We start from the raw sequence: 13,038 nt of genomic DNA, 5'->3' as shown, positions 1-13,038 counted from the left end.
GAGCCGCACACACAATTCGCTACCATCGCCTCGAAGCTTTCGATGCATGGAAAATTGCGGCCTGTTTCGCCTGAATATCTACGAGCCCCTGGCCTTTCCGGCCAGAGAAACTTAACGTGACAACACCCCGCCAGGATATTCTATCCAAGAACGGAGTTGATGGCCGCTGCGACTGCTGAATTGCTTATGGGCTTGCGCACGATGGTTACGTCGCGAAGCTTTTCGGGAATGAGCACCCTGTCGCTATAGCCTGTCGTAAGAAGAAAAGGGATTCTCAGCTTCAGAAGCAATTCGGCGATATTCTCCGAAGTACGGTCTCCCAGATTAAAATCGAGAATTGCAAGATGGGGTTTGGATCGTTCAATCATCTCGAATGCCTCTGGTGCACTCGAGGCAAGATGAATATGCTCCGCGCCCAATTCTCGTAAGGTGTTTTCCATATCAAGGGCGATCAGGCTCTGATCTTCGACGACCAGAATCTTCATTCCATTCATGTGGGTTTTCTCGACAATGTCTTTTGGAATATCTGCCGTGATCAACTCGTCGTTTAATTGCGTCACATATACAGATGGAACAGAAAACTGTGCCCGAAGTCCATCCCGGTGGTATTCGATCTTGGCTTTTCCGCGGAGGTCGTACTCAAAAGAATTTCGAATTAGCTTGCTACCGAATCCGGTCTGTGAGGGCCAAGTAACGGATGGCCCTTCGGTCTCGCTCCAGAAAATCTCGCAGTCGCCGGAGGCTTGCTGTTTCCACCTGATAGTCAGGCGTCCTTGTGGAATTGAAAGCGCGCCATACTTCGCCGCATTTGTTATCATCTCGTGAAAGACCATGGCGATAACGCTGAATGCGCGTTGATCGAGATGAACCGGTGGACCTTCCAGAGTTATGCGACCAGGGGCATCACCATAAAGGTTGACCTCGGTTTTGAGCAAATCTGCTAGCGAACCGCCGTTTTTGCCGTCCAAAGACAGGTCGTGTGCCGATGCGAGCGCACGTAATCGTCCTTCAAGCGTTTGAGCGTAATCAGCAACATTTGTCGCGTTAGCTCCCGTCTGAAGCGCGATTGACTTCACCAGAGAAAGAATATTTTTCACACGATGATTGAGTTCGGCGTTTAACACCTGGCGTCGCTGTTCGGTTTTCGCTCTTTCCTGTTCAGACAACTCATTTTGCCGAAGTATAACGTCACGCAAATAGGTGCCAATCGACTGAGCTACCGAAAGGTCTGTTGCTGTCCAGGGCGTTGAACGCCCGCGAACTTCTTCCCGCCAGGTATCAAAGCTGCCTCGCGGCGTTAATCTGGGGCCGAAAGGCGTTTCAACGGTGGTTTTCACCGGCTCGCCCGCCCATTCGATAGCGTGCGCCTCTTCGTTGCGGAACAAAACAAGATAATCATTGAACGCCATCGAAAGTGGTATTGCCAGCAGGCCTGCAACGCTTCCGGCATAATCGGCCAAGTGGGCCCTGATTTCCTGACTTGCCCAAAGCTCGCGTCGTGATTGACGGCTTGCGGTTTCGAGCACTTGGCGAGTTTGATGTTCGTTGAGTACGTCGCCACTTTGAAGCCATTGCCCATTCATCCATAATGCAGCTCCGTTGCCGCCAACCAATTCGGAAAACCGGCTGAGTTGTGCCCCCAGACTCTCGCGAATTTCGTCACTGATGCTTAATTGGGATACGATCGCGTCGAGCTTTTCTCGTGCGTCCGCGGTGAGTTGCAATGTTTTGCGTCTTTCACAATCGGCAATATGTAACGAAAAATACTGCCCGAACAGTTCAGCGCCTATGCGTAGGGGAAGAGGGGTGACTTTAGGGCTGTCGTGATGACAAGATATCAGGCCCCATAATGCTCCATCAACGACAATCGAAATCGACAACGAAGCGGAGACACCCATATTCTGCAGGTACTGGCAATGGATCGGGGAAACACTACGCAACTGTGCAAAGGACATGTCGACAGCGGGTTCGTCTGCCGCCAGTGAGGGACAAAGTGCGATCGGCTGATAGGACGTGTCGGAAATCATCCTTATTGTATTGATAAGATAAAGACGCCGGGCTTGAACCGGTATATCCGACGCCGGAAAATGTTGTCCCATAAAGCTGCAAAGCATGGGAGACTTTGCCTCTGCGATGACGCGACCGGCTCCATTATGGAGAAATCGATAAACCATCACGCGGTCGTAACCCAGCATTGCTCTTACAAGGCGCACGCCCGTTGCTGCAGCTTTGTCTACCGTTTCCTCGCGACCAATGCGATGAATGACGCTGCGTGTGAGATCAAGCGCCTGACGGGCACTTTGCCCACGATCCGCGCAGGGCTCTATTTCGACGAATGTTCTTCCCTTGTGTGTATGGATCACAGCGTCAAAGAGCAGGGATTTGCCTGGAAAGCGCAGGCCAAGTACGACAGATGACAAGCCCGGCTCTCTCGCTTTTGCGGCTGCATTACGGAAATCATGGGCATTTTTCTCGCCAACAATCAAAGAAATGGCGATGCCAGGGATCAAATCCCCTCTATAGCCCGTTATGCATGGAATATTGGCAGAAGCAAAAAGGAGATTTTGGCCAGACTGATCCATAACCAGCATTGCGCCGTGCGGTTGGATCGAACCTGGAATGTGGATTGGTTCGCGGTCACAATTAGTGAGATTGACAGGTTCGGACACATCCATTGCGGCAGAACTTTCCCGGACTTAACCGTTCGTGAGCGCACCTTTTCCAGGATTGCTAAATTATCTGAGAGCTGAAAACGGCAAGACGTTGTGACCGCTGACAAACGAAAACATCCATTGAGATTGTATTATTAATGATGGAGCACACAAACAAACACGTCTTTTCAATGGGTTACGTTAAGTACGTCTAAAAGTAACATAGACCGAAAGGATCGTCCGTCCACTATTGGACACAACGGTCGCGAAAAGAGGAACTCGACTGTATGAATTTAACATCGACCCACGAGATGTCGGGCAATTTGCTTCTGATGATGCTCAATGAGGAGGACCGACAAAAGCTGCTGCCGCATACGGTCTTCTACGAACTTGAAGCGGAGGCTGTTTTGCAGAAGGCGGGAGATGACGTTGTTCACACATGGTTTCCGTGCGGGGCAGCGCTCGCGAGTTTTCAGCGCTGGGTCGATGAAGACAATAGCGCCGTCGAAATCGCGCTGATAGGAAGGGAAGGGGCTGTGGGGGGGATTGTGTCGAACGGAAGTCTGCCCGCCTATGCCACTGCCATCGTTCGTAACTCGGGAAGTTTTGTCAGGATCAAAACGGCCGCACTCGAACAGTTGAAGCTGGATTCCATTTCGCTTCGGCACTGGTTTTCCCGCTATTCTGATTGCCTGATGGCTCAGGTATTTCAAACGGCTGCGTGTAACGCGACCCATACCATAACCCAGCGAACTGCCAAATGGCTGCTAGCAGCAGCAGAACGAACCGGCACAGATCAATTTGAGATGACGCACGATCAGTTGTCAGAAATGCTGGGAGTCGGCAGGACTTTTGTAACGCGCATTATTGGTCAATTGCGTAACGAGGGCATTATTGCCACCAGACGCGGATTGTTCATCATAAATGATAAAAGCGCTTTGAAGCGCAAATCCTGCAGATGTACGCAGGAAATCGAGGAGCATTACGACGCCGTAATGCACGGAATTTATTCATGACGTTTTCCTCGTTCACTGCTTGAACTGCTCACCATCTAGAAAGCCTATCTGGCAATGTCGGCAAAACGATATTACGTAGTCTTCACGAGCCTAACGAACGATGGAAATTTTTTCTAATGACCCAACACACTGTCCCGCAACGCCGTTGGGATTTGAAAGCCGCTACCGCGCCCCACCACGACCGAATTGACGGACTTGGTTCGTTATATGGCATGTTCGATTCATTGAATGCATACAGGAAATATCTAAAGGCCACCTGGCACAGCAGATTGATTCTGGAAACATTGCTGGATGAAAGTGAACTGAAAAGAATATTCTCAGATTGGGATAAACATAAAATTCAATCTGACCTTCAACAGGATTACGCGGACCTGTCCGACGGGGAAGAACTGAAGAGACCGGAATTGAAGTTCCCCGTTGGAACGCGTGTTGATTTGCCTGCCGCGATTGGCACGCTATACGTGCTCGAAGGTTCCGCATTGGGGGCGACATTTCTCATCCAAAAGACTCGATTGCTTGGTCTTGGCGACGAGTATGGTGCGCGTCATTTAGCAAAACAGGTCGGAAATTTAGCTGGATGGAAGAAGACCGTTTCTTTGCTGGAATCCGTACCGCTCGACAAACAGGATGAAAAGCGGTGCATCGAGGCGGCGATTTACAGCTTTCGTACGTTTGAGATCAATTACGAGAAAGCATTTGGTGAGCCATAAGATCGCGAGTAAAATAAGAGCTTGTTCAGCTGTTATGAATTCACTTAGCTGATGCATGATTTATTGCTAAAAAGTCAGAGTTCGAGAGTGCTGCTTGCGATGACGCCCTACATTTGAAATCTGGTGTGATCCAGATTAAATCTGTTTGCGTATAATCCTGATGAACACAAAAGTTTCATTCCTCTCGCAACAGTGGCACATGGAAGCTCAGCATAATTTACAGGTTCTGGCTTCGCTACTTCTGAGCGGATGGAGTTTAATACGGATGAATGGACAGACCGCACCTGAAGACCAGCCCTCAATGGAGGAATTGATGCTGGCGGTCAGTTCCCGACGCGATGTGGACGCTTTCGAGGTGATTTTCAAGCATTTCGCACCCCGGGTGAAGGCTTATATGGCCAAACTGTCTGCTGATACGCAAACAGCGGAAGAATTAATGCAAGAGACTATGATTGCGGTCTGGAACAAGGCAGATCAGTTCGATGTTGCCAAAGGAGCCTTGTCCACCTGGATTTTCACCATTGCACGAAACCAACGCATCGATGCAGTGCGACGCGCCCGGCGCCCGGAGTTCGACCCAACCGATCCGGCCTTTGTGCCCGATGAGGAACAGCCCGCTGACCTGAGGATTGCCGAGCGGCAATCCGCCAGCCAGTTGCGCGCTGCAATGGCCGACTTGCCGAAGGAGCAATCCGCCTTGCTTGAACTCGCTTATTTCGAGGAACGCACGCATAGCGCCATCGCAAAGAAGCTGAACCTCCCGCTTGGTACGGTTAAATCCCGCCTGCGGCTGGCATTCAACAAATTGCGCGCAGCGCTCGATAATTCGGGAGCGCATTGATGGATATCAAGCATCATTTGAGCGACGAACTCCTTTCAGGCTATGCTGCGGGCACGTTGGCCGAGGGTTGGAGCATCGCAGTCGCCACGCATCTTGCGCTCTGCCCGGCCTGCCGTTCAAGGTTCAAGCAGTTTGAACAGATTGGCGGTCAGCTTCTTGACGCGGTTGAGCCGCAGAAACTCGAAGCATCCACATGGGATAGTTTCAAAGACAGGTTGCAGAAGACACCGCAATCAAGGGAACCTTCTGCACCGCGCTTCGAGATAAAGCAGCCTGCCGTGATACCGGAACCACTGCGATCCTACGTCGATGGCGATTTGCCGGACCTGAAATGGAAATCGCTTGGCCGGGGTGCCTATCAGGTGCCAATCGAGACAGGCGACAGCGAAACGCAGGTTCGCCTTTTGCGAATTCCAGCGGGGAAGCCGGTGCCAGAACATGGGCATGGCGGTCGCGAACTGACATTGGTGTTGAGCGGTAGTTTCCATGATGGAACCGGGCTTTTTGCGCGCGGTGATATTGAGGAAGCGGATGCTGATCTCGTGCATCAGCCGATTGCCTCACCGGATGGCGATTGCATCTGTCTTGCGGTGACTGACGCACCGCTCAAATTCCAGAGCTGGCTTATGCGGCTCGTGCAGCCATTGATCGGCATCTAAAGAAAAGGCGGCATATTCGCCGCCTTTTTCATTAGTTCAACACGACAATTGCCGCATTCAACGCTGTCGCCAGCGATAGCCATATGAGGTATGGCACGAATAGCAGCGCCGAGATGCGATCTGGTTGCCACGCGCGAATGATAAACAAAAGCACGCAAAACCAGACGCCGATGATTACGACAAGTCCCAGCACGGTCATGTGAGCGCCGAAGAAAATAGGCGTCCAGATGAAATTCAATACCATCTGGCCAAACCACGGTCCGCGCCGCTTCCACCCACGATCGCTTATCCATGTGCGCCAGCCTGCAACGGCAATGAAGATATAAAGTATCGTCCAGATGGGGCCAAAGGCTGCGTTAGGCGGGGTAAACCAAGGCTTTTGAAGCGCTGCATACCATTCGCCCGGCGGAAAACCCATACCGATTGCCATTCCTACAACAATGATGACCAGGACGAAGGCGGCCAGAAGACCCCATTTTTGCATATTCTTACTCCAACCTAGCCGCTGATCCGCGACGTAACCCAATAGCCAACATAGGCTGACGCGGTAGACAGGACAGTGCCCCAGACCATGTCTGCGATTGTCAGGGTCCATGACCAGTTTTTCAAAGTGGCCTGATTGGTCAGATCATAAGTCGCATAAGCGACAAATCCGAGAAGCGCCCCGTGAACGAGTGTGACTGTACCACTACCGGCCAGAAGTCCGGGCTTGACCGCGAAGAAAACCAGTCCAAACACGAAAATCACATAGAAAACGACAGCTGGTGCGAGACGAAAACCCGGCGCAAGCATGTCACCCATGACAGGGCGGTAAAACACGTTCGCCATATTGGACAACCAAACGGAGTCGATTGCCAGAAATGCAACCGCTGTGACCACATAGGCTATGAGATAATCTTTCATCGATAGCTCGCTCTCTTACTTGATGCGGGTCCAGCCCACATTGCGACACAGGAGACCAGCCAGAACGCAGCCATTGGTCGTCATAGTGTCGCCGTCAACTTTCACGCTGATCTTGTAGGTCAGGTTGCGTTGCGGATCGAAAGCCGTACCTGAATATTGCCCGTCCGCAGTTTCGTTGATGCTCATCACCAGCCGGTCGCCGGTTTTCTCTTTTGGTGTTCCGGGCTTGATCCAGGTGTTGGTCGCGCAGATATCCTTGCCGCATCCCGCAACTCTCACCCGCGCGTTGCCATCTCCGCGCGCCCAGTTACCGTTGATCTCATCCGGCTGCGCCGAGAAGGGAAACAATACCATCATCATGCCGACCGTCAGTATCCATTTCATCGACGCTTCCTTCATTAGTAGGTGTGGAGTCTAAGCGTGTTCAATCGTGTAGAGCCCAACATTGATTGCACCTTCCTCGAACCCACCTTCGCAATAGCAAAGGTAGTATTCCCAAAGTCGCCGGAATTTATCGTCAAATCCAAGCTTCTCGATTTCAGGCCAGTTGGCGATAAAGCGCTGACGCCATTCGGCAAGCGTAAGCGCATAGGAACGGCCGAAATGCTCGGTCTCCTTTAAAACCAGACCGGCCTTTGCAAGGTCGCGTTCAAGCACTTTATCCGACGGCAAAAAGCCTCCCGGAAAGATGAATTTCTGGATGAAATCGGCCTTGCGACGATAGTTTTCATAGCGTGTTTCTTCTATCGAAATGACTTGCAGGACGGCTCGACCGCCGGGCTTGAGACAACGCTTCAGGGTTGCGAAATATTCAGGCCAATAGGCTTCGCCAACGGCTTCAAACATTTCGATTGATACAATGCGGTCGAACTGGCCCTGAATATCGCGGTAATCTTGCAAGCGAAGGTCAACGGCTTCGCTGAGCCCGACGTTTTCAACTGCGGCTTTTGCCCAGGTGAGCTGCGACGGCGACAGGGTTATTCCTGTCACATGGGCATTACGACAGTTTGCGAGATAGCCAGCCAAGGCACCCCAGCCACAACCGATCTCCAGAATTCTTTCGCCGCCCTCAAGCGCCAGTTTTTCAGAAATATACTGCAACTTCTGCTCCTGGGCACTTTCAAGGCTATGGGTCGTCTCAGTCCAGATCGCTGATGAATACAGCATCGAAGGGTCGAGCCACCGGGCATAGAAATCATTGCCGAGATCGTAGTGGGCTTCGATGTTGCGCCGGCTGCCGCGACGCGTGTTTGCATTGAGCAGATGGCCGATACGGTTCAGCGCTCGCGTCCAGCCAGATCCGCGTAATGTGGATATAAGCGTATCGCGATTGCGCGCCGCAAAACGGATGACCGATGAGAGATGGGGCGATGTCCATTCGCCTTCGATATAGGCTTGGGCAAAGCCGATATCCCCGCCCGTCAGCAGGCGACGCAGGCTGTTCCATTTAACAATTGCAATTTTGGCTTCCGGTCCGGGCAATCGACCGTTAACGGCAATGACCTCACCGTCGGGCAGCGAAAGCACCAATCGCCCATGCTGAACCTGTTTCAGCAGCCGTTTCAAAACGATAGCCGAGGGGCTGAAAGCCGGTCGTTCAGTCCGGGTAGATGCCGATAGTTGATGATATTCGTCGAGCTGGCTCATGCGGCCTTGTTCCTCTGCTGGGCGGTCTCGTTACGAACAGATGTGATGGAAATCTCAGGCGCTGCGGGTCGTTTGCGTAAACCGATGCCCTTCAACCATATTTTCAGCGCTTCCCAGTGAATGCCGCTAATCACTTTCAAGGTGAGAAACGGAATCGAAAAAAACGCACGCAACAAGGTGGCGTCGCTTAGCTCAACCCGGCGTGCCAGATGGCGGGCCGTCAAAAGCAGGCCTTCATCATCAAAACTGTTGATGCGGATGGAAAGCTGGTCTGCGGGAGGCGTGACTTCGAACTCATATCGCAGCTTCATATCCATGAAGGGCGAGACGTAAAAAGCCTTGTCGCAGCTTTGTACGATGCGTCCGTTATCGCAGCTCTGGACCGGGATCATATAGCCGTGGCGCTGGCGGAAAGTGTTATCAACCTCCCAGAGGACCGCCACAAGCTCACCGCCACAATTATAGCAGAAGAAAACACTGAGCGGGTTAAAAGCCCAGCCCGCAATACGCGGCATTGTGAGCAGGCGGATCGCACCACCATCAGGTACTATTCCGGCTGCCTCCATGGCGCGTTCCACTTGCTTGCGTAGCGGCTGGGCGGATCCGTCGCCTCTGTCTTTCCTGTAGAAAGAAAACAGATTGAAACGGTCGAGCGAAAACAGCTTCAGTTTGCAATCAAGCGCTTCCAGCTCATCAAGGTCGAGCAGGAGCGAGTAGATTTTATAGGCCAGCTTATGAACCTTCGGTCGTAAACGCGCATGGGTCACATGGCCGGGAAACAGTGCGGACTGGAAGTTCTCGGTCATGCCAGCGCCCTTTCCCAAATAGGGAAACTCTGGCGAACGATGCGCCCGCTTTCGTGCTCGACCTGCCATGGACGGCGCAGGCCGCCCAGATCTTCTGCCACGGCAAGACCTGCCTGAAGGCCGTCCTCATGAAAGCCGGAGCCGAAATGCGCGCCGCAAAACCATGTCCTGCGCTGCCCCTGCAAGGACCAGATTTCTTTCTGCGCACGATCTGTTGCCATGTCGAAAATCGGGTGTTCATAGATAACGCGACGGATCACCAGTTCCTCGCGTGGTGCACGACAAGGATTGAGCGTCACAAAAGTCTCGGGCGCTTGGCCCAGCGGTTGCAGACGGTTCATCCAGTAAGTGATGGATGGCTGCGCCTGGCCAGTGGCTGCATTGGTTAGGTAATTCCAGCTCGACCACGCCGCACGGCGTTTGGGCATCAGCGAAATATCGTTGTGCAGCACCGCTTCATTTCGTGAATATTGAAACGCGCCGAGAATGCGGCTTTCATCCGCGCCCGGATCGGCCAACATCCGCAAAGCCTCATTGGCATGTGTGGCAATCACAACATCGTCGAACACATGGGAAATACCGTTTCCGTCGATCAACTCGACGGAATGTTCGGCGCGTTGCACGGATTTGATCGGTGTTGAGAGCCTGATCCGGTCTGCATAGGGCTTTGTGATCCGCCTTACATATTCCCGACTACCGCCAGTTACCGTACGCCAGATTGGCCTGTCACGAAGAGCTAGAAGGCCGTGATTGCAACAGAAGCGGACGAAGCTTGCAGCCGGATATTGTCCCACTTCCATGGCAGGGGTGGACCAGATCGCTGCCGCCATCGGATAAAGATGATCTTCACGAAAAGCCCGGCCATAACCATTGCGTGCAAGATAATTTCCAAGCGAAATATCGCCCATGATCCTCAGGTCTTTGGGCGCATTGCGATAAAATCGTAAGAGATCGCGGATCATCGACCAGAAGCGTGGACTGACCAGATTGGAGAACTGGGCAAAGAGGCCTAGGCCGGTGCCGCCGGAATATTCGTAAGCGCCATTTCCGATTGAAACAGCAAACGACATGTTCGACGCGGCTGTTGGAACGTCAAGCGCGCGAAACAGGGCAGTCAGATTGGGATAGGTCACTTCATTATAGACAATGAACCCGGTATCGACGGCCACAGGACCATGACTGCTCTCAAATTCGACGGTGTTGCTATGACCGCCAATGCGGTCCGATGATTCAAACAAAGTCACATCATGCCGTTGCGACAGTAGCCATGCAGCAGATAATCCAGAAATCCCGCTGCCGATGATCGCGACGCTGAGACGTTTGGAGCTACCCGGACGGTTCGTGATATCCATAGTCCCTCTCTTAACCGCGCGTTGAGCTGCGTGTGTGCTACATTTTCGTCGTTTTACGTTTTGAGAAGAAGTTTGGTTCAATCCACGACGAAACTTTTTTATTTTTTTGAGCCGCTTAAGAAACCAAGCAGACAAACAGAACGTATTGCATGAGGAAAAGCGAACTCCCAATAAAGGTCCGCCATGCAACCCGGTCTGCTCTTAGTTGTTGCCATCAGCCTGTCTGCCATCATGGCATTTGCCTGGGCGCTTGAACGAAAGACCGGCAAAAGCGGCTGGATCGACGCCATCTGGTCGTTTTCAGTGGGGGTGGGCTCAGTCATAGCCATTATTCTTGCAGATGCGACATGGCAACGGCGCTTAGCTATAATGATCCTCATTCTGGTGTGGTCGCTGCGTCTTGGCTTTCATATCGCCAAGCGTAGCATGCGCCATGGCGAAGACCCGCGTTATGCAAAGCTGCTAAAAGAATGGGGCGAAAACGCTTCCGTTCGCTTATATTGGTTTTTGCAGATACAGGCTCTCGCAGCCTTCATTTTGGTTCTGGCTGTCTATCTCGCTGTGGTTGGTCGCCCTGGTTTTCCATATGTCTGGGATACGGTCGGGGTTGCAATCATCGCCATCGCGTTGACGGGTGAAGCGCTGTCTGACGCGCAGCTTGCGCAGTTTCGCAAGACCCCAGAAGCCAAAACAGAAATTTGCGAAACCGGTCTTTGGGCTTATTCTAGGCATCCAAACTATTTCTTTGAATGGCTGTTCTGGTGCGCGTGGCCGTTGATGGCAATTACCGCATCGTCATGGAGCTGGCTGTCTCTGCTTGCTCCGATCCAGATGTATTGGCTGCTGGTGCATGTCTCTGGCATCCCGTTGCTTGAGGAGCATATGCTGAAATCGCGCGGTGAAAAATTCCGTGCCCTGCAACATCGCGTAAATGCATTCTTTCTCGGGCCACGGAAAGGCAACGGAAGATCGAGGGGCTCGACATGAAGGGCTCTGTTGCAAAAAATTGCCGATGTCCGAAAGAGTGCCAACAATTTTCCGCGAGACTTTTGATAAGCGATTTCAAGTGGCGCCATTTTCACGGTGACGTGATTTTATGAGCGGTGCGGTTGTATTGCCGGTATGGGATCAGCTACCGCGATCTGAACAGATGATGGGTGAGCGCGGTGTGCCCGTCGATCATTCCACGATTTATCGCTGGATCCAGAAATACGCGCCGGAGATTGAAAAACGGCTGCGCTGGCATTGGCGCCGACCACAGTCAACGAGTTGGCGGGTTGATGAAACCTATGTGAAAGTCCGGGGACAATGGACTTACCTTTACCGAGCCGTCGACAAAGTCGGCAACACGATCGATTTCTACCTGTTTCCGACGCGTAACGCCAAAGCAGCCAAGCGCTTTTTGGGGAAGGCTTTGAACGCCTTGAAAACTGGGAAGAGCCGCGTGTCGTCAACACTGACAAAGCACCAACCTACGGGATTGCCATCGCGCGGTTGAAAGCCGAAGGCAAATGCCCTGATGAACTGGTGCATCGGCAGGTCAAGTACCTGAACAATGTTGTCGAGGCTGACCACGGCAAGCTGAAGCAGATGATCAAACCAGTTAGAGGGTTCGAGACGTTGAAGACGGCATATGCGACGATCAAGGGCTTCGAGGTCATGCGAGCGTTGCGCAAGGGCCAGGCTGCTATTTTCAACCTGACACGATACATCCGTGGGGAAGCGAGTATCGTTGAACGCGCTTTTGGTATCGGGCCGAGCGCGTTGACAGAAGCCGTGGAACTCACCCAGTATCTACAAGGTCAGACCGCTTGACAACACAGAACGAGAGGCTTTCCTTGACAGCTCGTTTTTTTACAACAGAGCCGACATTACGCTATGCGATCCAAGCCGGATCGTGACACTAACGAACGAGATGCTTCAGCACGGTGCGGACTACACACCTTACGAGCGTATGACAATTAGGGCCTGGCCCGTGCGTACGATGGTAAGGGGAATAACCATAGAAAAGGATAGAACGCTCTCGGGGTATAAGAAGTATGGGATTTACCTCAAGCGCATTTTATCTTCTTTGACGCGCTTCTCGAGTTAAGTTTTGGAATTAATTATTGCAATTAGACTCGGGTTGAAGGCGATTAGGTAGTCGCATTCAGTTTGTTGACTGGCAATCTGGAATTGGAGCTACGTCATTTACAAGGAACGGGTCGAGCTTGTTAATGACTCTAAATCAGAATTCCCCACGCGGTCTGCCCCAGTTCAGCGCGTATCGGGTGAAACGAAGCTGACCGCTGCGCGTCAACGCCCCTTTGTCGACCAGGTCCTGCACATCGCGGGTGGCGGTGGCGCGCGACGTGCGGGTGATGGCGAGATAGTTGTCCGCGCTGAGGCCACCGATAAAGCCATCCGGTCCCGCCTCGAACAGACGCGCAATGACTTTCTCCTGACGAGGATTG

12 protein-coding genes and 2 pseudogenes are annotated in these 13,038 nt (G+C 52.4%); 6 read left to right on the top strand and 8 right to left on the bottom strand.

Annotated features, from left to right (window positions below; translation table 11 throughout):
- Nucleotides 1–140 precede the first annotated feature (140 nt).
- A complete protein-coding gene (locus tag F9K91_RS24845) occupies nucleotides 141–2,675 on the bottom strand; it encodes an HWE histidine kinase domain-containing protein (RefSeq protein ID WP_151678999.1) in 2,535 nt (844 codons plus the stop codon).
- A gap of 263 nt (nucleotides 2,676–2,938) precedes the next feature.
- Here F9K91_RS24845 and F9K91_RS24840 point away from each other — a divergent pair, with 263 nt between their 5' ends.
- The 4 genes from F9K91_RS24840 to F9K91_RS24825 all read left to right on the top strand — a co-directional run bounded on the left by F9K91_RS24840 (nucleotide 2,939) and on the right by F9K91_RS24825 (nucleotide 5,877).
- Nucleotides 2,939–3,667 carry a Crp/Fnr family transcriptional regulator gene (locus F9K91_RS24840; protein ID WP_109365780.1) on the top strand — a complete coding sequence of 243 codons (729 nt, stop codon included), beginning with the start codon at nucleotides 2,939–2,941 and terminating at the stop codon, nucleotides 3,665–3,667.
- A 116-nt stretch (nucleotides 3,668–3,783) separates the two neighbouring features.
- Entirely contained in the window at nucleotides 3,784–4,377 is a 594-nt protein-coding gene (locus F9K91_RS24835; RefSeq protein ID WP_151678998.1) for a biliverdin-producing heme oxygenase, read from the top strand.
- A 265-nt stretch (nucleotides 4,378–4,642) separates the two neighbouring features.
- Complete coding sequence (locus tag F9K91_RS24830) at nucleotides 4,643–5,218, top strand: sigma-70 family RNA polymerase sigma factor (protein WP_235859071.1); 576 nt, start codon at nucleotides 4,643–4,645, stop codon at nucleotides 5,216–5,218.
- Nucleotides 5,218–5,877, top strand: coding sequence for a ChrR family anti-sigma-E factor (locus tag F9K91_RS24825; RefSeq protein WP_151558750.1), 660 nt, complete (start codon nucleotides 5,218–5,220; stop codon nucleotides 5,875–5,877). The genes F9K91_RS24830 and F9K91_RS24825 overlap by 1 nt, the downstream gene beginning before the upstream one ends.
- A 31-nt stretch (nucleotides 5,878–5,908) precedes the next feature.
- Here the strand turns inward: F9K91_RS24825 and F9K91_RS24820 are convergent, their stop codons facing one another.
- The 6 genes from F9K91_RS24820 to F9K91_RS24795 are packed head-to-tail and all read right to left on the bottom strand — an operon-like array spanning nucleotide 5,909 to nucleotide 10,585.
- The gene (locus F9K91_RS24820; RefSeq protein ID WP_151558752.1) at nucleotides 5,909–6,361 is read right to left on the bottom strand and encodes a TspO/MBR family protein; all 453 of its coding nucleotides are present in this window, start codon (nucleotides 6,359–6,361) and stop codon (nucleotides 5,909–5,911) included.
- 14 nt (nucleotides 6,362–6,375) lie between these two features.
- Nucleotides 6,376–6,780: a DUF2177 family protein gene (locus tag F9K91_RS24815; protein ID WP_151576613.1), complete on the bottom strand. Its 405-nt coding sequence runs from the start codon at nucleotides 6,778–6,780 to the stop codon at nucleotides 6,376–6,378.
- Between the two features lie 15 nt (nucleotides 6,781–6,795).
- Nucleotides 6,796–7,164 carry a DUF2147 domain-containing protein gene (locus F9K91_RS24810; protein WP_151653747.1) on the bottom strand — a complete coding sequence of 123 codons (369 nt, stop codon included), beginning with the start codon at nucleotides 7,162–7,164 and terminating at the stop codon, nucleotides 6,796–6,798.
- A gap of 30 nt (nucleotides 7,165–7,194) precedes the next feature.
- A complete protein-coding gene (locus F9K91_RS24805; RefSeq protein WP_151558756.1) occupies nucleotides 7,195–8,427 on the bottom strand; it encodes an SAM-dependent methyltransferase in 1,233 nt (410 codons plus the stop codon).
- A complete protein-coding gene (locus tag F9K91_RS24800; RefSeq protein ID WP_151678997.1) occupies nucleotides 8,424–9,233 on the bottom strand; it encodes a DUF1365 domain-containing protein in 810 nt (269 codons plus the stop codon). The genes F9K91_RS24805 and F9K91_RS24800 overlap by 4 nt, the downstream gene beginning before the upstream one ends.
- Nucleotides 9,230–10,585, bottom strand: coding sequence for an NAD(P)/FAD-dependent oxidoreductase (locus F9K91_RS24795; protein ID WP_151678996.1), 1,356 nt, complete (start codon nucleotides 10,583–10,585; stop codon nucleotides 9,230–9,232). The genes F9K91_RS24800 and F9K91_RS24795 overlap by 4 nt, the downstream gene beginning before the upstream one ends.
- A 183-nt stretch (nucleotides 10,586–10,768) precedes the next feature.
- Here F9K91_RS24795 and F9K91_RS24790 point away from each other — a divergent pair, with 183 nt between their 5' ends.
- Together F9K91_RS24790 and F9K91_RS24785 are read left to right on the top strand one after the other, a co-directional pair.
- On the top strand, nucleotides 10,769–11,572 hold the full coding sequence (locus tag F9K91_RS24790) for a DUF1295 domain-containing protein (RefSeq protein WP_151558762.1): 804 nt from the start codon (nucleotides 10,769–10,771) through the stop codon (nucleotides 11,570–11,572).
- Between the two features lie 116 nt (nucleotides 11,573–11,688).
- Nucleotides 11,689–12,400 (top strand): annotated as a pseudogene (locus tag F9K91_RS24785) (IS6 family transposase).
- A 412-nt stretch (nucleotides 12,401–12,812) separates the two neighbouring features.
- Here the strand turns inward: F9K91_RS24785 and F9K91_RS24780 are convergent.
- Nucleotides 12,813–13,038: pseudogene (locus F9K91_RS24780) on the bottom strand (DUF4172 domain-containing protein); the annotation flags it as partial.

The organism is Brucella tritici, assembly GCF_008932295.1.
Taxonomy (GTDB): domain Bacteria; phylum Pseudomonadota; class Alphaproteobacteria; order Rhizobiales; family Rhizobiaceae; genus Brucella; species Brucella tritici.
Note: the sequence above shows the minus strand (reverse complement) of the source record. Positions and strands in the feature narration are given on the sequence as shown.